The organism is Pantoea sp. WMus005, from assembly GCF_013415305.1.
Taxonomy (GTDB): Bacteria; Pseudomonadota; Gammaproteobacteria; order Enterobacterales; family Enterobacteriaceae; genus Pantoea; species Pantoea rara.
Genome location: NZ_JACBXU010000001.1, coordinates 206,984 through 230,643 on the forward strand (window position 1 = coordinate 206,984; position 23,660 = coordinate 230,643).

The window sequence follows — 23,660 nt, forward strand, 5'->3', positions numbered from 1 at the left end:
GCTATGGCTTTGCCATTCCCGCCTAATGCCTTATTTACCGTAATCGATCTTCTGTGATGCCTCCAGCGTCCCTGACCAGAGGCTATGCTGCCTTTTAGGCGTGGATTGAATGCAGAATGGTTCGTCATGGAAGTGGCGAAGCGGAGAGGGCGAATCAGCGGGAAGCAGAGCAGGGATGGCGCAAAATGAGAAGGGCGAGCCATGCTCGCCCTTTGAGGTTCAGAACGATATTCAGAACGCCAGAACCAGACCGGCAATAGCGGCGGAGAGCACGCTGACCAGTGTAGAGCCGTACAGCAGCTTAAGGCCAAAGCGGGAAACGACGTTGCCCTGTTCTTCGTTCAGGCCTTTAATTGCACCGGCTACGATGCCGATTGAGGAGAAGTTAGCGAACGACACCAGGAACACGGACAGAATACCTTCTGAATGTGGCGACAACTGCCCTGCAATTTTCTGCAGATCCATCATGGCCACAAACTCATTCGAAACCAGCTTGGTCGCCATGATACTGCCGACCTGCAACGCTTCACCAGCGGGCACACCCATCACCCAGGCAAACGGATAGAAGACAAAGCCGAGAACGCCCTGGAAGCTGATGCCGAAGATCAGATCAAACAGTGCATTCAGACCTGAAATAAGCGCGATAAAACCAATCAGCATGGCAGCAACAATGATCGCGACGCGGAAACCGGCCAGGATATATTCGCCCAGCATTTCAAAGAAGCTCTGACCTTTATGCAGATCCTGTAACTGCAGATCCTCTTCGTTCTCAACGCGGTAAGGGTTGATCAGCGACAGTACAATAAAGGTGCTGAACATGTTGAGTACCAGCGCAGCAACCACATACTTTGGCTGCAGCATGGTCATATAGGCACCGACGATAGACATCGAAACGGTCGACATCGCCGTGGCAGCCATGGTGTACATGCGACGCTGTGACATTTTGCCCAGGATATCTTTATAGGCGATGAAGTTTTCTGACTGTCCCAGAATCAGAGAACTCACCGCGTTGAAAGATTCCAGTTTTCCCATACCATTCACTTTCGACAGAACAGTACCGATACCGCGGATAACCCATGGCAGGATACGGAAATGCTGCAGAATACCGATCAGTGCAGAGATAAAGACGATTGGGCACAACACGTTAAGGAAGAAGAAGGCCAGGCCTTTATCGCTCATGTTGCCAAAGACAAAGTTGGTTCCCTGGGCCGCATACTTCAGCAAATGGTCAAAGAACCCTGCGAATCCTTTGACGAAACCCAGTCCAGCTTCAGAGTTCAGGAAGAACCAGGCGAGCACAATTTCAATCACCAGTAGCTGTATAACGTAGCGAATGCGAATGCTTTTACGATCGTGACTGACCAGTAAGGAGAGTATCCCGACCACCACCAGTGCTAAAAGAAATTGCAAAATATGGGACATGGTTGCTCCAAATTTGAGGAGGGTTGTATTTTGTTGCGTATTCTATGTAACGCGTTACTTAAAAACGAGATCTGAACCACAATATAAGTATTCGCTATCGCTATATTTTCCAGAAAAGTTCCAGAGATCACGTCCTGTTTACAAATTCTTCACTTCAGATAACCACATAATTATTGTCTGAATTTTACACTGAGCGTAAAGTGACACTGTTGCTCACATTTTTAGCAATCACTTCCTTTACTGTAATGTATAGCAATGGCTATACTTTATAGCAGCATCTATTACACCGATAACAATAAACGAATTTCACTTGCACATGCTAACCCCTAAGCTCCCGGGGCAGGCAAATGTTCAGACAGGGTACCGGATATGTTTGAAAGTCGTACCGCCGAGCGCGCTGCTCGCGGAGTCAGAAAAGTCAAACTCGCGCTGCTGGGCCCCGCCTTTATCGCCGCTATCGGCTATATCGATCCGGGTAACTTTGCGACCAACATTCAGGCTGGCGCGGCTTACGGCTACAAATTGCTGTGGGTGGTGGTATGGGCCAATATCATGGCCATGCTGATTCAGCTGATGTCCGCCAAGCTGGGTATCGCCACCGGCAAAAACCTCGCCGAACACATCCGCGATCGTTTCCCCCGGCCCGCCGTCTGGTTTTATTGGGTGCAGGCGGAAATTATCGCGATGGCCACCGACCTGGCGGAGTTTATCGGTGCCGCACTGGGGTTCAAACTGCTGCTCGGCATTTCACTGATGCAGGGCGCGGTGCTGACCGGTATCGCCACGTTCCTGATACTGATGTTACAGAGCCGCGGACAAAAGCCGCTGGAGCGCGTGATTGGCGGACTACTGCTATTTGTCGCTGCGGCCTATATTGTCGAACTCTTCTTTTCCCAGCCCAATGTTAAAGAATTGGTCGTCGGCATGGCATTGCCCGCGTTACCGACGTCGGATGCCGTGTTTTTGGCAGCCGGTGTGCTGGGGGCAACCATTATGCCGCACGTGATTTATCTGCACTCTGCGTTGACGCAGGGCAAAAGTGAGGACAGCAAAAGTCAGCGTTACTCCTCAACCAAACTGGACGTCGCGATCGCGATGACCATCGCCGGATTCGTTAACCTGGCGATGATGGCGACCGCGGCAGCCGCCTTTCACTTCAGCGGCCACAGTAAAATTGCTGAGCTCGATCAGGCCTATCTGACGCTGCAACCCCTGTTAGGTCAGGCTGCGGCGACGGTGTTTGGTCTGAGCCTGGTGGCTGCTGGATTATCCTCAACGGTGGTCGGTACGCTGGCGGGGCAGGTGGTGATGCAGGGCTTTATCCGTTTCCATATTCCGCTCTGGGTGCGTCGTACTGTCACCATGCTGCCCTCCTTTGTGGTTATCTGGGCAGGCTGGGACCCAACAAAGGTGCTGGTGATGAGTCAGGTGCTGCTGAGCTTCGGTATCGCGCTGGCGCTGATTCCATTGCTCTCCTTTACCGGCAACCGCGAGCTGATGGGCGATGATATGGTTAACTCACGCCTGATGCAGAACACCGGGCGACTGATCGTGCTGGTGGTGATTGCGTTGAATCTTTATCTGCTGGTGGGTGAAGCGCTGGGGTTGTAAGGGTTCCTGAAAATAAAAAACGCCCGGCACAGCCGGGCGTTTTTTATTAGTGACGATCGTGGCCATGAGGACCGGGTCCACCGGGTCCGTGAGGCCCAAAACCACGCGGGCCAGGACCCGGACCACGGCGGTCATGATGATCCCAGTCACGATCGCGGCGATACTGATGATCCCAGCGGCGCTCGCGGTTGCGCTCCTGCCAGCGGCGTTCACGCTCCCACTGCTGCTGACGACGCCACTCTTCATGTCGCCACCAACGGCGTTCATTGTATGAATAGCGATCATTCCACCAGCGCGGTTCACGCCAGCGACCGCCATCCCAGTAATATCCACGATTATCGCGATCGCCCAGATTCAGGGTGACGCCAGGGGCCAGAGAAATAGAGGCACTGGAGGCCTCAGCTGTGTGATATGCCAGCGGCGAAAACAGAGCCAGCAGGGCAGCAAAAATTAGAGCTCTTTTCATTATATTCTCCTCATCAACAGACAGATGCTGTTGCGGCGCAGTGATTATGCCTGCGTATTACTGTTGTTACCGCATCATTGTGTCGGAAGATTGTGAGGAAATTGGGGAGAGAAAGGGGATTGAGACTATTCTGGCGAAAAAAACGCCCGACCTGCGCCGGGCATTGAACCCTTACATCAAAGCCGCGTCAATGGCCGCTAATTCGGTTTCGCTGAACTGACGATGGGCAAGCATTGCCACTGCGTCATCAATCTGGGCCGTTTTACTGGCACCAATCAACACCGAGGTGACGCGATCATCGCGCAACACCCACGCCAGCGCCATTTGCGCCAGCTTCTGTTCGCGCTGCTGTGCAATAATATTCAGCCTGCGAACCTTCTCCATCTTCTCTTCGGTCAGCTGACTTTCACTGAGGAACTTGCTGCCGCTGGCTGCACGCGAATCTTCCGGGATGCCCTGCAGATAGCGATCGGTAAGTACGCCGCCTGCCAGCGGAGAGAAAGCGATACAGCCGACGCCTGCATCGCCCAGCGTCTGAATCAATCCCTGTTCCGGCGTGCGTTCAAACATCGAATAGCGTGGCTGGTGAATCAGGCACGGTGTACCGAGATCGCGCAGGATAGCGATCGCCTGGGCAGCAAGGTCGGCCGGATAGTTAGAAAGGGCCACATAAAGCGCTTTACCCTGGCGCACGACATGATCCAGCGCGCGCATCGTCTCTTCCAGCGGTGTCTCAGGATCGGGACGGTGATGATAGAAAATATCCACATACTCCAGTCCCATACGCTTCAGGCTCTGATCCAGGCTGGCGACCAGATACTTACGCGAACCCCAATCCCCATAAGGCCCCTGCCACATGGTATAGCCTGCTTTGGTGGAGATAATCAGCTCATCACGATAGGCCCGAAAATCTTCACGCAGAATACGACCGAAATTCTCTTCCGCTGAACCAGGAGGCGGTCCGTAGTTATTCGCTAAGTCGAAATGGGTGATGCCGAGGTCAAATGCATGACGCAGCAGCTCACGGCTGTTATCAACCCGGGTGCTATCGCCAAAGTTGTGCCAAAGTCCCAGCGAAATGGCGGGTAGTTTGATGCCGCTGCGGCCGCTGCGACGATATTCCATCTGTTGATAGCGATCGGGATTGGGAAAAGAGGACATTCAGCGCTCCTGAGTAAAAACGGGGATATGTGCCAAAAGTCTATCAGTGTATACGGTTACACTCAGTGACAGCGCACAGCAGTTCGCGTTTTTACAGAATAATCCGCCAGCGTAACGTCGACTTTCCAGGTATTGCGGCTGGCATAAATTGCCGCTTTCCTCGCTAATTTCATCCGCTGTCAGATACTTAACCCGACTCTTCCCTGAAAGGAATGCGCAATGTCCACGTTTACTGTCGGAGATTACCTGCTGACCCGTCTGCAGGAGATGGGTGTAAAGCATCTGTTTGGCGTGCCGGGCGACTATAACCTGCAGTTTCTTGATCGGGTCATCGACCATCCGGAAATCGCCTGGGTTGGCTGCGCTAATGAACTCAATGCAGCTTATGCGGCGGACGGTTATGCGCGCTGTAACGGTGCGGGGGCCTTATTAACCACCTTCGGCGTTGGCGAGCTCAGCGCGATTAATGGCACTGCGGGCAGTTATGCCGAATATCTGCCGGTGATTCACATCATCGGCGCACCCGCGTCGCAGGCGCAGTTGCAGGGTGACTGCGTGCATCACTCGCTGGGCGATGGCGATTTCCAGCATTTTATTCGCATGGCCGCAGAAGTCAGTGCCGCAACCGCACAGCTTACTGCCGACAATGCCACGGCTGAGATTGATCGGGTGATCAGGAGTGCGCTGCAGGCCCGTCGTCCCGGTTATCTCTCGCTGGCCGTCGACGTGGCGACTATAGAAGTGCAGCCACCTGCGCAGCCTCTGAACAGTAATCAGCCCTCTTCGGCTGAGGCGCGCCGCGCTTTCAGGGCCGCGGCAGAACGCTTACTGGCACCCGCACAGCGCGTTTCATTGCTGGCAGATTTTCTGGCGTTACGCTGGCAGCAGCAGCCTGCGCTTGCCGCGCTGCGCGAACAGAGCGCCATTCCCTGCGCCAGTCTGTTGATGGGCAAAGGGGTACTGGATGAGCAGCAACCGGGCTATGTTGGTACCTATGCCGGTGAGGCCAGCGCAGGGCGGGTATGTGAACAGATTGAGCAGGTGGATGTGGCAATCTGCGTCGGAGTGCGTTTCACCGACACGATTACCGCAGGTTTCACGCAGCAGTTTAAGCCAGAACAACTGATTGATCTGCAGCCCTTCAGTGCCAGCGCAGGCGGTGAAAACTTTGCTCCGTTGTCGATGGCGGATGCGCTCAGTGAACTGCAGCCGCTGTTTGAACGCTATGGCCATCAGTGGCGGCCTGCCGCCGCGATTCCGGCCGCGCCGCCAGCAGAACCCACGGCGGTAATCAGCCAGAACGCCTTCTGGCAGGCGATGCAGACATTCCTGCAACCTGGCGATCTGATTCTGGCCGAACAGGGGACGGCGGCTTTTGGTGCCGCCGCGTTGCGACTGCCCTCGCAGGCACAGCTGGTGGTGCAGCCATTATGGGGATCAATCGGCTATACTCTTCCGGCAGCATTTGGCGCGCAGACTGCCGACCCTGAGCGCCGGGTTATCCTGATCGTCGGAGACGGCTCGGCGCAACTGACCATTCAGGAACTGGGTTCAATGCTGCGCGATCGGCAGCGGCTGATAATCTTTTTGCTGAATAATGAAGGCTATACCGTCGAACGGGCCATTCATGGCGCAACACAACGTTACAATGATATTGCCCCGTGGAACTGGACGGCTTTACCGCACGCTCTTAGCCTTCAGGGCCAGGCGCAGAGCTGGCGTATCAGTGAAACCGTGCAGTTAGACGAGGTAATGGCGCGACTTTCAGCGCCTCAATGGCTGTCGCTGGTTGAGGTGGTTATGCCAAAAGATGATTTGCCGCCACTGCTACGAAAAGTCACCGCCTGCCTGAATCAGCGCAACGGCGGCTAAGATTCAGATAGTTGCCGCTGTGCAGGGTGGACTAACACGGTTAGGCTGTAGCACAACTGAGTAAGACGCTCACCAATCGCACCGGTGAGCGTTGTTGTTTTATGGGCAGAAATTTATAGTGTCCACCAACTCTTAAGACCCCAAGCGGAGCAACAGAAGAATGACAACCTATGCCTTGGTCGGCGATGTCGGCGGTACTAACGCGCGCCTCGCCCTGTGTGAGGTGGAAAGCGGCAGCATCACCCAGGCCAAAACATTCTCAACATCAGATTACGACAGCCTCGAAGCCGTCATCCGCCACTATCTTGATGAACAACAGCAGGACGTTAAAGATGGCTGTATTGCTATCGCCTGCCCGATTACCGATGACTGGGTTGAAATGACCAACCATGACTGGGCTTTTTCAACACGCCAGCTCAAAGAGAACATCGGTTTTGAACACCTGGAAATCATTAACGACTTCACCGCGGTATCCATGGCGATCCCGATGCTGACTGCCGAAAACGTGATTCAGTTTGGCGGCTCAGAGCCGGTCAAAGATAAACCCATCGCCATTTATGGGGCCGGTACTGGCTTAGGCGTCAGCCATCTGGTGCATGTGGACAAGCGCTGGGTCAGCCTGCCGGGCGAGGGCGGTCATGTCGATTTCGCGGCTAACAGCGAAGAAGAAGATCAGATACTGGAAGTACTGCGCGAAGAGCTGGGCCATGTTTCAGCCGAACGTGTGCTGTCAGGAGCGGGTCTGGTTAACCTCTATCGTGCCATTGTGAAAGTCGATAATCGCGTGCCGGAGAATCTGAAGCCGAAAGATGTCAGCCAGCGTGCACTGGATGACAGCTGCACTGACTGCCGTCGTGCGCTGGCGATGTTCTGCGTCATCATGGGCCGTTTTGGCGGCAATCTGGCGCTGAATCTGGGCACCTTTGGTGGTGTCTATATTGCGGGTGGCATCGTGCCACGCTTCCTGGAGTTCTTTAAGTCGTCGGGCTTCCGTGCTGCGTTCGAAGATAAAGGCCGCTTCCGTGACTATGTTGCCAGCATCCCGGTCTATATGATTACGCACGATCAGCCGGGCCTGCTGGGCGCGGGTGCACATCTGCGCCAGACGCTGGGTCGCGAAATCTGATTCTGTATTACCTCGCACGTACGGCCATTGTGTGTGCGAACGATTTTCCCGACCTGACTGGTTCTGTGGGTCAGGATCGGGAAATCACCCCTCACGTCTCAAGCGGTTTCCACGGCTATTTCTTTTAAACCCGTTCCCTTACCTGAATCGATCCGTAACCGTGTGAAGCTACAGGCGCATCAGCTGTCTGAACTGCTTTACCTTACTGCGGCTGACGGGCACCTGAAATTCCAGATCGCGCAGCTTTAGCAGATAGGTGTTGTTAAACCACGGCTCGATTTCGCGAATCTTGCTGAGGCTGACGCAGTAAGAGCGGTGGCAGCGGAAGAACTGCTGTTCCGGCAGACGTGAACAGAACTCGGTAATATTCATCGACATCACATAGGACTCGCGCCGGGTATACACAAACGTCAGCTTCTCATGCGCCTCAACGTAGTAAATATCATTCACGTCAGTGACGATAATGCGCTCATCTTTAATCAGATTAACCGTCTGCGGCGCAGGCGTGGCACTGAGTTGGCTCACCGCCTGCTGTGCCTGCGCAGTGGCTTCCAGCTTGTTCAGCATGGTGATAATCCGCGACTCCTGATAGGGCTTGAGAATGTAGTCAAACGCCTCCAGCTCAAACGCCTCCACCGCATGCTCTTTCCACGCGGTAATAAAGACAATCAGGGGTTTATGAGCAAATTGATGAATATTCTGTGCCAGCAGCATGCCATCCAGCGAGGGAATGTTGATGTCGAGGAAAATCACATCAACCCGATGCTGTTGCAGATACTTCAGCACGTCCAGACCATCGTCAAAGCAGGCTTCAATCCTGATGTTGCTATGATGCTGAATCATCCAGCTCAGCTCCTGCTGCGCCAGAAATTCATCTTCAACGATAATGGCTTTCATAACAGATTCTCCGCCAGGCGCTGGCCATTTTTACTCAGCGTAAAGGAAATCTCGGTGCCCGGCTGACGCCGCACGATGTTCAGTCCCTGTCCCGACAGGAGTTTTACCCGATGATGCACATTGAGCAGGCCGATTTTATTACCCGGCATCTCGTTGCGCGCCACCCGCTCCATCACTTCGTCACTGATGCCCTGACCGGTATCCCGCACTGAGATCCGCACCTGGTCGCCCAGATCCCGCACGCTCAGCGTTACCACGCCTTTGCCTTTACAGGGCTGGATGCCATGCACAATGGCGTTCTCTACCAGAGGCTGGATCAGCAGACTCGGCAACAAAAAATGGAGATCTTCATCGACGTCATAAATCATCGTCAGCTTATCGCCAAACCGCGCCTGCTCAATAGCGATGTAATCTTTCACCTGCCACAGCTCTTTGCGGATGTCGATCAGCTCATCGTCATTCAGTTCAAGGTTATAGCGCAGGTAGCGTGACAGGTTGATCACCAGCTGGCGGGCAGTATCGGGATTGAGCCGGATAGAAGAGGAGATAGCATTCAGCGCGTTGAACAGGAAATGCGGATTTATTTTACTTTGCAGCGCACGGAGTTCCGCTTTATTGGCCATCTCACGCAGCTGCTCAGCACGCGACACTTCGAGCTGGGTTGAGATGATTTGTGACAGGCCGATCGCCATCTCCTTCAGCGAGCCTGTAATACGATGTGCGCGGCGATAGTAGATTTTCAGCGTGCCGGTAACGTTGCCTTTTTCCCAAAGCGGGATGACGAGCATCGAATGGATATCTTTGGTGCGGTGTGCTTCATCATTGTTCTTAATGATAATTTTACCGCTGGTGATCGACTGGGCCGTGGTGGGGCTGATGCCATCATCCCCATGCTTATAGTTGTGTTCGCCATAGCCGACGTAGGCCAGAATCTGTTTTTTATCTGTCATCGCCACGGCATCGGCTTTGATCTCCCGCCGGATAATGTCACAGATGTTGCGAAGCGAGTCGCTGTTCACCTGACGAAACAGTGGCAGGGTTTTGTTGGCTATTTCCAGCGCCAGTTTGGCCTGACGGGCAGCAATGGCCTCTTTTTCTCCCTCGACGCTTTGTACCAGCAACACAATGATGCCAATGCTGGACGCGCCGAGGATCATCGGCAGGGCAATCTCTGACACAATCGCCAGCCCGAGTGAAGTCGGGCGCGCCCACAGGACAATCAGCAACATCGTCAGTGCTTCACACAGCATGCCGCCGACGATACCGGCGCGCCAGCGATGCTCTTTCAGCACCCGGCGATTAATGCCGCCCGAAACGACACCGGCAATGATGCTGGTAATCAGACAGGGTACGGAAGTCACGCCGTGAATATCGATCATAAAGCGGTGCAGACCCGCAATGATACCGGTAGCGATACCGACCCAGGGACCAAACAGAATGCCGCCTGCCATGACAGCGATCACCCGTACATTCAGCAGCGAGCCGTCGACATTGACGCCCGACCAGGTACTGAACAGCGCAAACAGGGAAAAGATAGCCGTCACCGCCACTTTTTCAGCGCGTGTGTGTTCATCTTTTTGCAGCAGCTGACGAAACGGGCGGGTGCGCGTCAGGAAGAACAGGCAGATCAACATCAGGGCGGCGCGGTCAAATACTGCCAGTAACATCGTGAAGTGGGAGGACACAGGCGACTCGTCGGCAATGGAAAGTGCCGCTATGATAAAAAATGTGATCGCGAACCGCTAGCGCCCCGATCAATCATGCCGGGGGTTCGTGTTTCAGATCAATTTTTAAGGCCAGTCTGTAAAAAAGGGGAAAGCCTGAGTGCAATAAAGGGGAACAGTTTTTCAGCCTGCCAGGACTGGTCGCTGCGATGCCGTTTTGCTATGTTGCGCGATGACGCGCGCCAGCTGTCGCTGGAAAACCGCGCCCATCGGGAGCCGCAGATGCAACTTGTCACCGCCAGATTAACCCTGAGTAAATTACAGCCAGAGGACTGGCAACTGTTTCGTGCTGTCCATGAAGATCCCGACACCATGACCTGGGTTAGCGAAATCCCCGATGAAGCGGATATCCGCCAGCGCTTCACCACGCGTCTGGCACCCTGGCAGCCGGGCAGTTTCCACATGCTCTGCCTGGTGGTGCGACGGCGTGACAGCGGTGAACCCATTGGGCTGTTTGGCTGTAGCCCCGAATGGGAGCCTCACCGTCAGGCGGAAGTGGGTTATATGCTGCTGCATCGCCACTGCGGTCAGGGCTATGGCAGCGAAGCGCTGGCGGCGCTATGCCAGTTTTTGCTTGAAGCCGATTTCCATAAACTCAAGGCGATGGTGGTTGAAGGTAACTGGGCGTCACGCCGTATTCTGGAGAAAAACGGCTTTCAGCTGGAGGGCACGCTGCGGGATAATTATCTGCTGAATGGTCGCTGGGTGAACGATTGGCTGCTGGGACGGCTGAATCCGCAAAAATAAAAAAACTTTCCGCCAGCCTCGACAAAATGATCCTTGCCACGTTATGTTCGTAACGGGTCACCGCAGTGACCCGCGTCGCTCGGACGGTCCGGGCGCTTACGTAATCCAGAGGACATCATGGCTGATAACAGCACACCCCGTCGTTTCTCGCGTATTGAACGCTTACCCCCTTACGTTTTCAACATCACCGCTGAACTGAAGATGGCTGCGCGTCGGCGCGGCGAAGATATCATCGACTTTTCAATGGGCAATCCTGATGGCCCGACCCCGCCGCACATCGTCGAAAAGTTATGCCAGGTTGCGCAGCGTGACGATACCCACGGTTATTCCACCTCGCGCGGCATTCCGCGTCTGCGCAGGGCGATCTCGCGCTGGTATGCCGATCGCTATCAGGTGGAGATCGATCCCGAATCTGAGGCGATTGTTACCATCGGTTCCAAAGAGGGGCTCGCGCACCTGATGCTGGCGACGCTGGATCACGGGGATACCGTGCTGGTACCCAATCCCAGCTATCCGATTCACATCTACGGTGCGGTGATTGCGGGTGCGCAGGTGCGCTCTGTACCGCTGGTGGCGGGTGTCGACTTCTTCAATGAGCTGGAACGTGCTATCCGCGAAAGCTACCCCAAACCAAAAATGATGATCCTCGGCTTCCCGTCCAACCCGACCGCACAGTGTGTGGAGCTCGACTTTTTTGAGCGAGTAATTGCGCTGGCGAAGCAATACAACGTGCTGGTTATCCACGATCTGGCCTATGCCGACATCGTTTACGACGGCTGGAAAGCGCCATCGATCATGCAGGTACCGGGTGCACGGGATGTTGCCGTCGAATTCTTTACCCTGTCAAAAAGCTACAACATGGCGGGCTGGCGCATCGGTTTCATGGTGGGCAACAAAGAGCTGGTCGCCGCGCTGGCGCGAATCAAAAGTTACCATGACTACGGCACTTTTACGCCGCTGCAGGTGGCAGCGATTGCGGCGCTGGAAGGGGATCAACAGTGCGTGCGCGACATCGCAGAGCAGTACAAACGTCGCCGTGATGTGCTGGTCAAAGGATTGCATGAAGCGGGGTGGATGGTAGATAACCCGAAAGCCTCGATGTACGTCTGGGCAAAAATTCCTGACCATTATGCGCATCTGGGGTCGCTGGAGTTTGCCAAACACATGCTGCAGGAGGCGAAAGTCTGTGTCTCACCCGGCATCGGGTTTGGTGACTATGGCGACACGCACGTGCGATTTGCGCTGATTGAAAACAGCGATCGTATTCGTCAGGCGGTACGGGGAATTAAAGCGATGTTTCGTGCCGATGGCGTATTGCCGGGCAGCATGAAAACAGAAGAAGAGAGCTGACAACCAGCAGGGGCGACGCAATGGTCGCCCCGTGGCGGCACTGTCACGCCATTACTTCAGCAACAGAACAAAGGTTCCGAACCAAAGTAACGCGAAAAAAGATATTCCCATCAAGGCATATTTCACAAAGCAACTCCTCTGAGCGGTTACGATGATGGCGATCCCAAACCAGTGCAACGCGAACAGATGTGGAAAAGAGATCGCCATTTCACGCATGGTCTGCTCTCTTCCGGGTCGATCTGAATAACTCTCAGAACAGGATCAGGCGCTAATTTACGCGTAATCCCGCCCAAATGAAATAGGTCCGTTCTGAGATATTGCTCACAATTTTAGGGTACCTGGATTTCAGGGATCGCCGACATGCCGACACGTAACTGAGCCAGATGCTGTTGGTCACCATCCAGCACAATCTTCACCGGCAGACGTTGGACGACTTTAGTGTAGTTGCCTGTAGCGTTATCGGGAGCGATCGCCGAAAAAGTTGCGCCGGTGGCGGGTGCGATGCTGTCTACATGGCCGGTAAAAGTCTCGCCCGGCAGGGCATCGACACTGATTCGTACTCGCTGGCCCGGACGCACATCGCTTAACTGCGTCTCAAGATAGTTAGCGGTAATGTAGGTTTGCTGCAGTGGCACCACTGCCAGAAGACGGGTTCCGGCTGATACGTACGCGCCGGTCCGCGCCGAGCGCTGACCCACCATGCCGTCCACCGGAGCCGTAATCCGCGTATAGGAGAGATTAAGCCTGGCCTGATCGACGCTGGCTTTAGCCGCGGCGACGTCGGCTTCCGCTGAACGCACCGCAGCCTGTAATACGCCGACCTGTTTCATTGCTGATGCCAGCGCGGCCTGACTCTGATGCACGGCTGCCAGCGCTGAGCGCTGATTTGAGCTGGCCTTTTGCTGATCGTCGGCTGCCACGGTGCCGCTTTTATAGAGTCGGTTATAGCGATCGGCGCTTTGACCGGCATACTGTGCAGAAGCCTGGCTGGCCGCGACGCTGGCTTTCTGCTGATCAATCACCGACTGCTGCTGCTCCAGTTGAGCCTGACTGCTTAGCAGTTTTGCCTGACTCACCTGCAGGTCAGCTTCGGCACTCTCCAGTGCCACACGGTAGTCACGATCATCCAGCGTTACCAGCAGCTGGCCCGCTTTGACCTGCTGATTATCCTGCACCTGCACATTGCTGATATAGCCTGAGACTTTTGGCGCCACGACGGTGTAATCCGCATTAACGTAAGCGTCGTTGGTGCGATGATCGTTGCCGGTCATCAGCGACCAGACTAAAAAGGCGATGCCCAGTAACACCAGCAGCAGCAGACTCAGCAGCAGGGTTCTTCTCATTTCGAAAGTACGCATATTCAGTTATTCCGGGAAGGGTTTTGAATCAAAGTTTGAGGCGGCCAGACCCGTTTTGGCAGGATGGCGGTAAGCAATAACAGGCAGGCGGCAAAGCTGGTCAACATCAGCCAGCTGTCGCTCAGGCTCAACACCGTGGCCTGATGCCGGACCAGCGTGGCGAATCCGCTGAGATTATCGCTGGCGCTGATGCTGCCATCCGGCAAAAGCGGCAGACTGGGGCTGGCCTGACTGACCGTCGGCGCGGTCATCAGCCCGCTGCGACTGGCGGCCTGATTAATCAGGACACTGGAGTGAAACTGCTCACGATGAGAGAGGAAAACCTCAACCAGTGTGGAGGCGGCGATGCTGGAGAAACCGCGTACCGTATTAAACATCGCCGAGGCAAACGGGCCTTCTGGTGGGGCCACAACGCTGGTGGCGCTCATCAGTATCGGCAAAATGATCATCGGTTGTCCGAACGCCTGCAGGACCTGCAACAACCAGAAATTCTGCCGGGCCCAGTCACTTGTGATCTGTGTGCCCATAAGACAGGCGATCACCAGCAGGCCGACGCCCGCCGTCAGCATCCAGCGGCAATCGATCCAGCGGATATTCAACAGGGCCGCAACCAGTGGGGCAATAAGCAGTTGCGGCAGGCCTACGGTCAGTGCCAGCGGGGCAAACTCAAGAGTGCGAAAGCCGCTGACCTGAGCAAAATAGGCCGACGGCAGCGCGGAGCCTGAAAGCCCCAGAATAAGCACACAGGCCAGTCCCAGCAGACCGTGTGCCAGATTAGGCCGTCGGAGCATCTGCAATTTGAATAGCGGCAGCGGGTGGAACCACTCGTTGATCAGAAAAACCAGCATCAGCGGCAATGCGGCGAGCAGCATACCGGCAATCAGTGGCGAGTTCAGCCAGTCGAGGCGCTCACCCTGGGTCAGGACCAGAACCAGCAGCGCGACAGCACTGCAACCGGTCACCATGCCGAACAGATCGATTTGCTGAAAGCGTTCCGGACGCAGTGGATCCTGGGGTATCCCCCAGCTGATCAGCACCATCGCAATCAGCATGCCGGGCACGACCTGCCAGAACACCATCATCCAGCTGACATGGTCGGTCCACAACGAGGCCAGCGAGGCTGCCATATTGGGGCCAAACGTCGCGGTCAGGGCATAACCTGCCAGGCCAAACAACTTAAAGGGCGGCGGCAGAAAGCGCAGGGCGACGGTCATCAGCATCGGCGGCAGTGCGCCACCAAACAGGCCCTGCAGTACGCGCAGGCTGATAAACAGCGTCGGATCCGGCACCAGTGGCAGCAGAATGCCGGTCAGCATAAATCCCGCCGACACGCCGAGCGTAAAACGCCGCAGCGACAGGGTGACGGCAAACCAGGGCGCAATCATCATGGCGGCCACTTCTGCTGCCTGATAACCGGAGATAATCCAGCTACCCTGATCAAAACCGATGCCGATCGCGGCACGAATATCGGCCAGCGCGATATCACTGACGCGGTCGTTCAGCCCGGAGGTCAGCGCAGCGATGAGGACGCCGACCAGGCCGAGGGCCAGTCGCAGTGTAAAAGGATGAGGGGCCGGCGCGGCGGCTGGCTTAGCGTTCATGGCAGGCGATCTCGTTATTATGATGCAGTGTACTGCGATGTGATACAGGGTGTAATATTACATCCCGGTATGCTGTATTGCAATGTGGTACAGGCTGTAAAAAGTGCGGCATTCGCGCTACAGTAAGGCAGCTCAAACAGGACGACGCTATGGCACATCAACCCTCCAGCCGCGAGGAGGAAAAAACGGGCGGCATTCAGGTCATCGCCCGTGCGGCAAAAATTCTTAATGCGCTGGGCGAACAGCCGGGCGGCATGAGCCTCGGCGAGATTGCTCAGGCGGTGGAACTGCCCCGTTCAACGGTGCAGCGCATTGTCGCTGCGCTCGACAGCGCCGAACTGGTGCGAAGCAGCGGGGCGGGTGGACTGCGGCTGGGGCCGGCACTGTTAAAATTGATCTCCAGCGTGCACACCGACGTGGTCGATCTGGTCAGTCCGCTGCTGGAAAAACTCTCTTCCGACACGAATGAAACGGTCTCGCTGGCCCGCGCCAGTGGCAGCCAGCTGGCGATTATTCACCATGTGGTGGCATCGCGGGAACTTCGGGTGGTGCCGCATATGGGACTTAATCTGCCACTCTACAGTACCTCTGGTGGGCGGGCGTTGCTGGCGCTGGAGTGTGAAAAAGATGTGCGAACGATCGTCGGCGACGCCTGGCAGGAGTTAACCGATATGACGGTGAAAACGCTGCCGCAGTTGTTGCAACTTATCAGGGAAGTGCGCGAAACCGGTATTGCCGTGGATCGCGGTGAAACGCTGGAAGGGATCTCTACCATGGCGTTTGCCCTGGATACGCTGTTTGGTCGCTTTTCAGTCTCTTTGCTGGTGCCCTCTGCTCGTTTTCTTCGACACGAAGCCCGTTTTCGTGACGAGATGCTGAAGTGTAAAGAGGCGCTGGTGCGTGAAATCGGCAAAATCGCCGCGATTGAAGGATAATCAACTAATGAAAACCCTGCTGATGGCCATTGACCACTCTCCTGTCGCTGAGAAGGTGGTTGCGTTAACCATTGAAGAAGCGCTGGCGCATCGTGCCGATGTGGTGGTGCTGTGCTGTGTCGATCCTGCCTACTCCTCCTGTAATCAGCCGATGGAAATCGATGCGGGTGAAGATCCGGCCGATTTTGTGGCGGCGCAGGATGAGCAGAATACGGCGGAAATGGTCGTGCGTCATGCGCTGGCACCGTTACTGCGAGCGGGAATTAATGCACGAGGCATGATACTGGCGGGTGATGCGGCAGATACCATCGTTGCCCAGTCGCAACAGCTCAAGGCCAGCATGATTATCATGGGACGTCGCCATCTCTCTTCTTTTAATCGGCTGTTAAAAGGCTCCGTCAGCGCATCGGTTATCGAGCGTGCTTACTGTCCTGTGCTGATCGATGTGCGTAAGGATTAACTCCGCAGCATGAATTCTCTGCTCTTCATTACGCTGGCCGCCTTTGCGCTGCTGGCGTTTATCGTCATTGTGCTGATCAAAACTACCCGACTGCGTTTGTGGCAGGGGCTGATCCTCTTTCTGCTGCCACTGATACTGGCAAATCTGGTCTGGTTCAGTTGGGTCGCGCCGCATCAGGCACAGACCGCGCAGCGTGAGCAGGCGGTAAATCAACTGGCAACTATGCCAGGCTATCGGGTGCTGAAGACGCAGGAACCGGCATTATGGCTGTTGCTGACCCAGGAGCTGAGCCATCGAATCCGCGCGGGCGAGCCGGCTGACAAGGCGACGGGCGAGCTACGTGGCTGGCTGATTGAGGTGATTAACCAGCGACTGATGCGCGGAACGGATACTGCGGTCGTTAACTATATCGGCGTCTCGGTAGAAGAGATGCGGGCGCTGAACCAAATCGACCCTGGCCTTTGCTTCCGATATCTCTATCCACAGGTGAGTGGGGGCATCAATTTGCTGACCACACTGCCGTCTTCGCTGAATCACAAAGAGGCGGATGCCATGGAGCAGTTGTTGCTGAACAGTCCTCCACCCGAGCAGCCGCTGGATAAGACCCAGGCCCAGGACGATCTGCAAAAAATCGTCGCACGGCTCTATCTGAAATGGGGCGACAGGCTGCAGCAACTGAATATGCCTGCTGATACGGCAGTTGATCGTTCATCGCTGTGTGCCATGTCGATTGATCTCTACAGTGCCATCCTGGCATTACCGGACAAGCGCGCCGCTAACCTGTTACGTAGAATGGTGGCAATGACGGGCCAGTGAGCGACGGCGGAATAGCAGGCGAAAAAAAGCCCGCTAAACGCGGGCAGGGAAGAGAGAGGAACAGATTTCTTATTTTGGCATTTCCTGGTGTGGTGCAGTCTTCATTTCGTTTGGTCTGAGTACATCCTGTCACTTCCGTCATGATAGTGATAGCCGTTTAATCGTATTGCATTAATCGGTAAAAGCTTCTAAATTTTTGATTTTTCGCGCATTAATCCTATGGATGCGTGACTGGCTGCGTCATAAACTGCGCGGCAACATGAGGATAACTAAATGAAAAAACTGATTACCGGCGCAATGGCGCTGATTCTGCTGAGTGGTTGTACTGCCAGCAAACCCGGGGCATTTGAACGCGTTGATGAAGATCCAGACTCAAACACCGTGCAGTATCGTTTTGATCCGGCAAAGGTCAATCGTGACGCAATGGATATAGATCTGGCGAATTACTGCAATAAGAAAGGATTTGATAAAGTTGAGGCATTGCCTGCGCAGGAAAGTCATATTCCAGGACTGCAGAAAATGTGGTTCCAGTGTAATTACGCACTTAAAGGCTGAATATAAAAACGGGCGGGATAATTATCCCGCCCTTTAATTTTAACGCTTTTATTTTATGCTGTGTGACATCTTTGCCCGTTAGCGGCGATGGTAACCGCCATGATACCCATCGTGATAACCTCCATAGTAACCTCCATGATATCCGCCGCCACCACCGCGATGCCAGCCATTGTCGTGTTCTGGTCTGATGATACAACCGCTTAATAACGTCATCAGTGCAACCACAGAAGCGACTTTAATTAATCTCTTCATCGGAAGCTTCTCCTCTTTTCCAATGACTGTGACACTACGCTGGAAAAGTGGAGTGAAGATGCAGGCTTTGTAGAGTTATTAAGGAAGATATGACGGAATATTTCAGAGTGGCGAGTTTTGCAGCAGAGATAATTAAAGAAATCGGAATGAACTGAATAATAAATACTATCAGAGAGAATAGTCTCAAAATCAAGCCAAAATAATTCTCATTTAAAAGTTTTTACCACTACATTATTAGCATGTCAGTTCAATGGGAGAGAAACATGGCGCATGACGTTAAAAATATTCTGGCTTTACAGGCTGAACTGGGCGAATGCCCGCTCTGGTCCGTCGAAGAGCAGGTGCTCTACTGTGTCGATATCCTGGCACCCGCCATTCACCGTTTTGATCCGGGCAGCGGCGAGTTGCAGACCTTCCCCCAGGCGGAAGAGGTAGGATGTATCGGTCTGCGTGAGCAGGGCGGGCTGATAGCTGCACTGCGTGGTGGTGTCTGGCTGCTGGATGCTAAGGGTAAGCCAGAAAAAAAAATCGCAGAGAATCCCGGTATCGCTGCGCAAAGTCGCTTTAATGATGGCCGCGTCGATCCCTGGGGTAACTTCTGGTGCGGCAGCCTGTGGGAACCGCAGGACAAAAACGGTGGCCTGCTGTGCCGTGTGACGCCTGACCTGAAGCTGGAGGTGAAGGCGCGCGACATTAAAATTTCCAACGGGCTGGCATTCTCCCCCGACCAACGCTGGATGTATCACAGTGACACGCCGAATGAGGCACTCTATCGCTACCCGTTGAACGAGCAGGGCGAACCGGGCGAACGCACCCTGTTCCGTCATTTCGACGCGAAAGGTGGCTTGCCGGATGGTGCCGCTGTAGATAGCAAAGGCTTTTACTGGTCAGCACAGTTTGATGGCGGACGCGTGGTGCGCATCGATCCACTGAGCAGCGACATCGTCGATGAGATCCTGTTGCCAGTGAAGTGGCCAACCATGGTGGCCTTTGGCGGTGCTGATCTTAAAACGTTGTTCATCACCAGTTCACGCGAAGACCGCACTGAAGAAGAGCTGGCGCGCTATCCGCAGTCTGGCGATATCTTTGCCGTAGACCTGGCGGTGGCGGGAATGGCAGAGCCGCGATTCCGCGGCTAAACGTAAACGGGCCGCTTAATCGCGGCCCGTGGTAATTGTCTGCAAGCATTAATGCCGTTGCAACACAGGTTCTGCTGTGACGGAACTCTGCGGCAAGCGAATGGTGAGTGACAGGAACAGCGAGATGACCAGCAGCGTCATAATCAGGCTGAAGGTGACGGTGAAACCACCAAACAGTGAGGCAACCAGCGAACCCAGTACGCTACCGATACCAAAGCCGAGATAGAGCAGGCCATAGTTTTTGGTCAGGTTATTGAGGCCAAAGAAATCACTCACCAGCGACGGGAATACTGTGATAGTGCCGCCAAAGCTGAAGGCCACACAGGCGAGTGACAGGAAGAAGGTCATCTCATTCATCCGGGTAAACAGCAGCACGCTCATTCCAGTCAGCGACACGATTTGCGCCAGCGAAATAACTCGGATGCGCAGCATTTTGTCGGAGAGCACACCTAATACCAGCCGACCACTCAGGTTGGCAATCGCGATAACCGTTACCGCGCTGGCAGCGGTCTGTGTGGAGAGATGCACCAGTCCTTCGCCGATATCTTTGGCAACGCCTATCACATAGAGGCCACTCATGCAGGCGGTCAGGAACATCAGCGCCAGCATCCAGTACTGCGGCAGTCGCACTGATTGCGCCAGCGTGTAATCCCGCACATGTTGCTGACCCAGGGTAGCCGGTCCGTTCTGCTGCAGTGGCGCTTCGCGCATCAGTAGCGCGCCGAGGATGATCATCGACATCGCCAGCACGCCCCAGATCATGAAGGTCTGTTCCAGACCGACCGTTGCCAGCAGCGTCCCGCAGATAAATTTGAATCCCAGGCTGCCCAGACCGTATGCACCAATCGCACAGGCAGAGATCATCCCTTTGCGTTCCGGAAACCATTTCACGCAGTTTGACAGCGTCATCAGGTAACCTGCGCCATCGGCCAGACCCACCAGCAGTCCGGCACTGAAATAGAGCATCATCAGGTTACTGGCGTGCGCGGTGAGCCAGAAACCCAGCGCCATCAGTACACCCGCACCGATAGTGACGCGGCGTACACCAAAACGTTCCTGTAATTTCCCGGCCAGCGAAGAGGCGATAGCCAGACCTAAACTCAGCAGGCCAAACGAAAAAGCGACCTGGCTGACGGAGGCATCCAGCTTCTGTGACAGCTGCCCATTAAACAAACTCCATGTGTAGACTGACCCTAGTGCGAACTGAGTAATGACGGTGCCGAACAATGTAAGCCAGCGGGAACGCTGGTAAGAAGCCTGTTGAGTCTGGTTCATGATTTTCTCTCCCGTCCGGGAATCTGGACACTGCGGTCAGAATAAAGCAGTGATTCGCGCGCGTGAGCAGTAAAGGCATGAACGGAACGGATCAGGGAATGAAATGCCCTTCAGGCGGTATGAATGGCATCGCGGGAGTTAAGCCCCGCCGAATCAGAAGTAACCAAAGCCCCGCCGAATCAGAAGTAACCAAAGCGGCAACTTAATAATTAAGCGTAATTAGCCGTAAGATAATGTTTCAATCAGATGATTCTATGAGCAGGTTTCCAGATTACTTGCCAGGCTTAGAGTTCACTTAACAGGAGGAAATATGAAAGACCGGACATATGAATCCAGCACCAGTGAGGATGAAGTTTGCTGCATCATCGGTCAGGCGGTGATTGAACTCAGTACAGAACAACAGCCTGTGACCAAATCGACGCTGGCATTAAAACTGCTGTCGATGGCCGATCGTGATAGTGACGATGAGCGTGTTCTGCTCTACTGGATTGCGCGTAAAGCGATCAATAAACCCCAGAAACTCCTTCAGCAACAGTGGGCGTAACGCCCATCCGGCAGCGGGCCTCAGCCCGCTTCGGCGTCAGATGATTACCCGGCGACGGCTTGCCGGCCAGCGGGCAAACATCACGATATTGCCCAGCAAAATCATGACAAGGCCAGGGATGGCGCTGGCATGCCACTCATACCCCTCAAAGTGGGTAGAAAGTGTCAGCGCAACCAATGGAAACAATACTGTTGTGTAGGCAGCCCGACTGGCGCCGATACGTCCCACCAGCGTAAAATAGGCCCCGAATCCCATCACCGATCCCACGATGGCCAGATACGTTAAGGCCCCAATCCACTGCGTATTCCAGGCTGGCTGCAGCGAAACACCCTGTAGCAGCGAGACCAGTGCCATCATCAGCGCACCGTATAACATGCCATAGCTGTTGGTTGTCAGCACGTCGCGCTGGAGACGCTGATGCCGCTGACTGATCATATTGCCGAAAGAAAATCCCAGCGTGCCCAGCGCACTCAATCCAATGCCCAACATCAATCCGGCAGAGGCCTGCGTACTGCGCAGATCGTGCCAGAACAACGCAACAATGCCTGCCATGCCCAGTGCTATCGCCGGAATCAGGCGTGCAGAAGGACGCTGACGGAAAAATATCCATTGATTAATAGCGTTGTACATCACAGCCATTGAGAAAATCACTGACTCCAGCCCGCTGCTGATAAAGCCAGAAGCGTAATAGAAGCAAACAAAGTTGAAGCCAAAGACGCAGCCCCCCTGCAGCACACAGAAGAGGTGATCCTGTAGTGTTAGCCTGTGCAGCCGTTTTATCAGCTTAAGCAGCAATAGCATGACCAGTGAAGCCAGCAAGAAGCGCCAGAAGACAGCGACGGTGACGGCATTGATGCCCGCAGACTGTTGCGCATAGATAGCAATCCAGGTGGTACCCCAGATGAGGACAACTGAGAGATACAAAAAAAGATTCATTGCGAGATTCTCCACTGCAAAACGCCGAGTCTGCGCCAGTAAACCGATCGGTTCTTGCAGCAGCTTGCGCAGCATTTGCAAAATCTTGCGCATTTTTGCCGTCCGTCCCATTGTGGCCTGTTCTCTGTCCCGCGCAATCCGTAAACTGGCCCTCTGTTTATCTGAGCTGATACCCCGATGAGCCGTTACCAGACCTTTGATATGCTGCAACGCCACAAAGCACAACTGCGTGATCAGGTGCAACTTCACAGCGGCATTCAGCTGGCGGCCTGGTTCAATAGTGGCGATCGTGTAACCAACCTTAGCGATCATCACACGCTGAGCCTTTATGTGGCGGGCGGCTACGATACCTGGCATAAAACTGCGCACGGCTGGCGTAACGGTGGTGCACCGGATCGCTTCTGTCTGATGCCTTCTGGCACGGAGTCAACCTGGGATCTGCGTGCCGATCTCGCTTTTGTTCATCTTTATTGCAGTGAAAATCAGCTGCGGCAGCTGGCCGAACAGGTCTGGAACCGCAGTCCGGCGCAGTTAAATTTGCATGAAAAAGTCTTTTCTACGGATGACCGTATTACCCAGCTCTATCGGCACTTCCTGCTGAGCAGTGACTGGCAACAGCCCGCCAGCCAGCTGACATTAAGCAGTGCATCAACACTGCTTCTGACCCATCTGTTGCAACACTACAGCGACGTAAAGTGGCAATTGCCCCGGGTGCGCGGCGGACTGGCTCCGGTGGTATTACGACGTGTTCTGGAATTTATTGAAACCCATCTCGACCAGCCTTTAACCCTGACGGTGCTGGCGCAGGAAGCGGCATTAAGTGAGTTTCACTTTGCCCGTATGTTTCGTCACACCACGGGCGAAGCGCCACACCAGTTTGTGATGCGTCGTCGCATGGATCGCGCGAGGACATTGCTTGCGCATCCCGATTTGACGCTGACCGTGATTGCTCTTCAGTGTGGTTTCCACTCTTCTGCGCATTTCAGCCATCGTTTCCGTCAGGTCTATGGCATGACGCCTTCCGCGTGTCGACGGGGGAGTCGCTGATCTTCCTGGCAGCAAAAGGCGTTATGTGAAGCGCATAATAACACCAAAAATAATTAACATTTTTTATGTTTAGAATTAACCCTTATGGGTTAAGTTTCGTCATCAATTTCTGACTCAATTCTATTAAATAGTCATTAACCGCACTTTTTAGCCGTCAGTCATTTTACGGCTCAATTCTCAATTGAACAGTGAAATGAAGTATCTTGCAATCCCAGATTTCATGCACCCGCGAGCGAGATTCTTAAGAAAACTCTTATATATCAGATCACTAGATCCTGACTTCTCGCACGTCCTCTCTGTTACATTTTGTTTCATCTTATCATTTCCTTTACCTGTTCTACTATTTTTACACTCACGCTATTGGTG

The 23,660-nt window shown here is 54.4% G+C and carries 23 protein-coding genes; 12 read left to right on the top strand and 11 right to left on the bottom strand.

Annotation, left to right across the window (positions count from 1 at the left end; translation table 11 throughout):
* Nucleotides 1-231 precede the first annotated feature (231 nt).
* Nucleotides 232-1,422 (bottom strand): NupC/NupG family nucleoside CNT transporter, encoded by a 1,191-nt coding sequence (locus HZZ01_RS00975; protein WP_179895122.1) that lies wholly within the window; start codon nucleotides 1,420-1,422, stop codon nucleotides 232-234.
* 369 nt (nucleotides 1,423-1,791) lie between these two features.
* On the opposite strand from HZZ01_RS00975, the gene HZZ01_RS00980 reads away from it, so the two are divergent.
* The gene (locus tag HZZ01_RS00980; protein WP_179895123.1) at nucleotides 1,792-3,033 is read left to right on the top strand and encodes an Nramp family divalent metal transporter; all 1,242 of its coding nucleotides are present in this window, start codon (nucleotides 1,792-1,794) and stop codon (nucleotides 3,031-3,033) included.
* Between the two features lie 46 nt (nucleotides 3,034-3,079).
* Here the strand turns inward: HZZ01_RS00980 and HZZ01_RS00985 are convergent, their stop codons facing one another.
* Nucleotides 3,080-3,499: a DUF2502 domain-containing protein gene (locus HZZ01_RS00985; protein ID WP_179895124.1), complete on the bottom strand. Its 420-nt coding sequence runs from the start codon at nucleotides 3,497-3,499 to the stop codon at nucleotides 3,080-3,082.
* 171 nt (nucleotides 3,500-3,670) lie between these two features.
* Complete coding sequence (gene mgrA, locus HZZ01_RS00990; protein ID WP_179895125.1) at nucleotides 3,671-4,660, bottom strand: L-glyceraldehyde 3-phosphate reductase; 990 nt, start codon at nucleotides 4,658-4,660, stop codon at nucleotides 3,671-3,673.
* 219 nt (nucleotides 4,661-4,879) lie between these two features.
* Between mgrA and ipdC the strand changes: the two genes are divergently transcribed.
* Both ipdC and glk read left to right on the top strand, forming a co-directional pair.
* Nucleotides 4,880-6,532 (top strand): indolepyruvate decarboxylase, encoded by a 1,653-nt coding sequence (ipdC, locus tag HZZ01_RS00995; protein ID WP_179895126.1) that lies wholly within the window; start codon nucleotides 4,880-4,882, stop codon nucleotides 6,530-6,532.
* 160 nt (nucleotides 6,533-6,692) lie between these two features.
* Nucleotides 6,693-7,658: a glucokinase gene (gene glk / locus HZZ01_RS01000; RefSeq protein ID WP_179895127.1), complete on the top strand. Its 966-nt coding sequence runs from the start codon at nucleotides 6,693-6,695 to the stop codon at nucleotides 7,656-7,658.
* 168 nt (nucleotides 7,659-7,826) lie between these two features.
* Here glk and HZZ01_RS01005 read toward each other — a convergent pair whose 3' ends face one another.
* Nucleotides 7,827-8,555: a LytTR family DNA-binding domain-containing protein gene (locus tag HZZ01_RS01005; RefSeq protein ID WP_179895128.1), complete on the bottom strand. Its 729-nt coding sequence runs from the start codon at nucleotides 8,553-8,555 to the stop codon at nucleotides 7,827-7,829.
* The gene (locus HZZ01_RS01010; RefSeq protein ID WP_218928081.1) at nucleotides 8,552-10,222 is read right to left on the bottom strand and encodes a sensor histidine kinase; all 1,671 of its coding nucleotides are present in this window, start codon (nucleotides 10,220-10,222) and stop codon (nucleotides 8,552-8,554) included. The genes HZZ01_RS01005 and HZZ01_RS01010 overlap by 4 nt, the downstream gene beginning before the upstream one ends.
* Nucleotides 10,223-10,501: 279 nt before the next feature.
* Between HZZ01_RS01010 and HZZ01_RS01015 the strand changes: the two genes are divergently transcribed.
* Together HZZ01_RS01015 and alaC are read left to right on the top strand one after the other, a co-directional pair.
* Complete coding sequence (locus HZZ01_RS01015) at nucleotides 10,502-11,026, top strand: GNAT family N-acetyltransferase (RefSeq protein WP_179897009.1); 525 nt, start codon at nucleotides 10,502-10,504, stop codon at nucleotides 11,024-11,026.
* A 117-nt stretch (nucleotides 11,027-11,143) separates the two neighbouring features.
* The gene (gene alaC / locus HZZ01_RS01020; protein ID WP_179895130.1) at nucleotides 11,144-12,376 is read left to right on the top strand and encodes an alanine transaminase; all 1,233 of its coding nucleotides are present in this window, start codon (nucleotides 11,144-11,146) and stop codon (nucleotides 12,374-12,376) included.
* Nucleotides 12,377-12,427: 51 nt separating this feature from the next.
* On the opposite strand, the gene ypdK is transcribed toward alaC, so the two are convergent.
* The 3 genes from ypdK to HZZ01_RS01035 form a co-directional block, all read right to left on the bottom strand.
* On the bottom strand, nucleotides 12,428-12,502 hold the full coding sequence (ypdK, locus tag HZZ01_RS21145) for a membrane protein YpdK (protein WP_099257831.1): 75 nt from the start codon (nucleotides 12,500-12,502) through the stop codon (nucleotides 12,428-12,430).
* A gap of 203 nt (nucleotides 12,503-12,705) precedes the next feature.
* On the bottom strand, nucleotides 12,706-13,734 hold the full coding sequence (locus HZZ01_RS01030; protein WP_179895131.1) for an HlyD family secretion protein: 1,029 nt from the start codon (nucleotides 13,732-13,734) through the stop codon (nucleotides 12,706-12,708).
* A gap of 2 nt (nucleotides 13,735-13,736) precedes the next feature.
* A complete protein-coding gene (locus tag HZZ01_RS01035; protein WP_179895132.1) occupies nucleotides 13,737-15,335 on the bottom strand; it encodes an MFS transporter in 1,599 nt (532 codons plus the stop codon).
* A gap of 149 nt (nucleotides 15,336-15,484) precedes the next feature.
* On the opposite strand from HZZ01_RS01035, the gene HZZ01_RS01040 reads away from it, so the two are divergent.
* The 4 genes from HZZ01_RS01040 to HZZ01_RS01055 all read left to right on the top strand — a co-directional run bounded on the left by HZZ01_RS01040 (nucleotide 15,485) and on the right by HZZ01_RS01055 (nucleotide 18,101).
* A complete protein-coding gene (locus HZZ01_RS01040) occupies nucleotides 15,485-16,270 on the top strand; it encodes an IclR family transcriptional regulator (protein WP_179895133.1) in 786 nt (261 codons plus the stop codon).
* A 7-nt stretch (nucleotides 16,271-16,277) separates the two neighbouring features.
* Nucleotides 16,278-16,730, top strand: coding sequence for a universal stress protein (locus HZZ01_RS01045; RefSeq protein WP_179895134.1), 453 nt, complete (start codon nucleotides 16,278-16,280; stop codon nucleotides 16,728-16,730).
* Between the two features lie 9 nt (nucleotides 16,731-16,739).
* Nucleotides 16,740-17,546 (top strand): hypothetical protein, encoded by an 807-nt coding sequence (locus HZZ01_RS01050; RefSeq protein WP_179895135.1) that lies wholly within the window; start codon nucleotides 16,740-16,742, stop codon nucleotides 17,544-17,546.
* Nucleotides 17,547-17,819: 273 nt separating this feature from the next.
* Nucleotides 17,820-18,101, top strand: a complete 282-nt coding sequence (locus tag HZZ01_RS01055; RefSeq protein ID WP_179895136.1) for a hypothetical protein — start codon at nucleotides 17,820-17,822, stop codon at nucleotides 18,099-18,101.
* 78 nt (nucleotides 18,102-18,179) lie between these two features.
* Here the strand turns inward: HZZ01_RS01055 and HZZ01_RS01060 are convergent, their stop codons facing one another.
* On the bottom strand, nucleotides 18,180-18,353 hold the full coding sequence (locus tag HZZ01_RS01060) for a hypothetical protein (RefSeq protein ID WP_179895137.1): 174 nt from the start codon (nucleotides 18,351-18,353) through the stop codon (nucleotides 18,180-18,182).
* Between the two features lie 263 nt (nucleotides 18,354-18,616).
* Between HZZ01_RS01060 and HZZ01_RS01065 the strand changes: the two genes are divergently transcribed.
* Complete coding sequence (locus HZZ01_RS01065; protein WP_179895138.1) at nucleotides 18,617-19,492, top strand: SMP-30/gluconolactonase/LRE family protein; 876 nt, start codon at nucleotides 18,617-18,619, stop codon at nucleotides 19,490-19,492.
* Nucleotides 19,493-19,540: 48 nt separating this feature from the next.
* Here HZZ01_RS01065 and HZZ01_RS01070 read toward each other — a convergent pair whose 3' ends face one another.
* Nucleotides 19,541-20,767, bottom strand: coding sequence for an MFS transporter (locus tag HZZ01_RS01070; RefSeq protein WP_179895139.1), 1,227 nt, complete (start codon nucleotides 20,765-20,767; stop codon nucleotides 19,541-19,543).
* 310 nt (nucleotides 20,768-21,077) lie between these two features.
* On the opposite strand from HZZ01_RS01070, the gene HZZ01_RS01075 reads away from it, so the two are divergent.
* On the top strand, nucleotides 21,078-21,311 hold the full coding sequence (locus HZZ01_RS01075) for a hypothetical protein (protein WP_010257893.1): 234 nt from the start codon (nucleotides 21,078-21,080) through the stop codon (nucleotides 21,309-21,311).
* Nucleotides 21,312-21,347: 36 nt separating this feature from the next.
* On the opposite strand, the gene HZZ01_RS01080 is transcribed toward HZZ01_RS01075, so the two are convergent.
* Complete coding sequence (locus HZZ01_RS01080) at nucleotides 21,348-22,247, bottom strand: DMT family transporter (RefSeq protein WP_179895140.1); 900 nt, start codon at nucleotides 22,245-22,247, stop codon at nucleotides 21,348-21,350.
* Nucleotides 22,248-22,424: 177 nt separating this feature from the next.
* Between HZZ01_RS01080 and HZZ01_RS01085 the strand changes: the two genes are divergently transcribed.
* Nucleotides 22,425-23,294 (top strand): helix-turn-helix domain-containing protein, encoded by an 870-nt coding sequence (locus HZZ01_RS01085; RefSeq protein WP_179895141.1) that lies wholly within the window; start codon nucleotides 22,425-22,427, stop codon nucleotides 23,292-23,294.
* The last annotated feature ends 366 nt before the right edge of the window (nucleotides 23,295-23,660 follow it).

Coding starts and splice junctions, on each gene's coding strand:
- glk (WP_179895127.1), top strand. CDS start 6,693: ATGACAACCTATGCCTTGGTCGGCGATGTCGGCGGTACTAACGCGCGC.
- HZZ01_RS00975 (WP_179895122.1), bottom strand. CDS start 1,422: ATGTCCCATATTTTGCAATTTCTTTTAGCACTGGTGGTGGTCGGGATA.
- ipdC (WP_179895126.1), top strand. CDS start 4,880: ATGTCCACGTTTACTGTCGGAGATTACCTGCTGACCCGTCTGCAGGAG.
- HZZ01_RS01035 (WP_179895132.1), bottom strand. CDS start 15,335: ATGAACGCTAAGCCAGCCGCCGCGCCGGCCCCTCATCCTTTTACACTG.
- alaC (WP_179895130.1), top strand. CDS start 11,144: ATGGCTGATAACAGCACACCCCGTCGTTTCTCGCGTATTGAACGCTTA.
- mgrA (WP_179895125.1), bottom strand. CDS start 4,660: ATGTCCTCTTTTCCCAATCCCGATCGCTATCAACAGATGGAATATCGT.
- HZZ01_RS01015 (WP_179897009.1), top strand. CDS start 10,502: ATGCAACTTGTCACCGCCAGATTAACCCTGAGTAAATTACAGCCAGAG.
- HZZ01_RS01070 (WP_179895139.1), bottom strand. CDS start 20,767: ATGAACCAGACTCAACAGGCTTCTTACCAGCGTTCCCGCTGGCTTACA.
- HZZ01_RS01030 (WP_179895131.1), bottom strand. CDS start 13,734: ATGCGTACTTTCGAAATGAGAAGAACCCTGCTGCTGAGTCTGCTGCTG.
- HZZ01_RS01045 (WP_179895134.1), top strand. CDS start 16,278: ATGAAAACCCTGCTGATGGCCATTGACCACTCTCCTGTCGCTGAGAAG.
- HZZ01_RS01085 (WP_179895141.1), top strand. CDS start 22,425: ATGAGCCGTTACCAGACCTTTGATATGCTGCAACGCCACAAAGCACAA.
- HZZ01_RS01060 (WP_179895137.1), bottom strand. CDS start 18,353: ATGAAGAGATTAATTAAAGTCGCTTCTGTGGTTGCACTGATGACGTTA.
- HZZ01_RS00980 (WP_179895123.1), top strand. CDS start 1,792: ATGTTTGAAAGTCGTACCGCCGAGCGCGCTGCTCGCGGAGTCAGAAAA.
- HZZ01_RS01080 (WP_179895140.1), bottom strand. CDS start 22,247: ATGAATCTTTTTTTGTATCTCTCAGTTGTCCTCATCTGGGGTACCACC.
- HZZ01_RS01050 (WP_179895135.1), top strand. CDS start 16,740: ATGAATTCTCTGCTCTTCATTACGCTGGCCGCCTTTGCGCTGCTGGCG.
- HZZ01_RS01065 (WP_179895138.1), top strand. CDS start 18,617: ATGGCGCATGACGTTAAAAATATTCTGGCTTTACAGGCTGAACTGGGC.
- HZZ01_RS01055 (WP_179895136.1), top strand. CDS start 17,820: ATGAAAAAACTGATTACCGGCGCAATGGCGCTGATTCTGCTGAGTGGT.
- HZZ01_RS01010 (WP_218928081.1), bottom strand. CDS start 10,222: ATGTTACTGGCAGTATTTGACCGCGCCGCCCTGATGTTGATCTGCCTG.
- HZZ01_RS01005 (WP_179895128.1), bottom strand. CDS start 8,555: ATGAAAGCCATTATCGTTGAAGATGAATTTCTGGCGCAGCAGGAGCTG.
- HZZ01_RS00985 (WP_179895124.1), bottom strand. CDS start 3,499: ATGAAAAGAGCTCTAATTTTTGCTGCCCTGCTGGCTCTGTTTTCGCCG.
- HZZ01_RS01075 (WP_010257893.1), top strand. CDS start 21,078: ATGAAAGACCGGACATATGAATCCAGCACCAGTGAGGATGAAGTTTGC.
- HZZ01_RS01040 (WP_179895133.1), top strand. CDS start 15,485: ATGGCACATCAACCCTCCAGCCGCGAGGAGGAAAAAACGGGCGGCATT.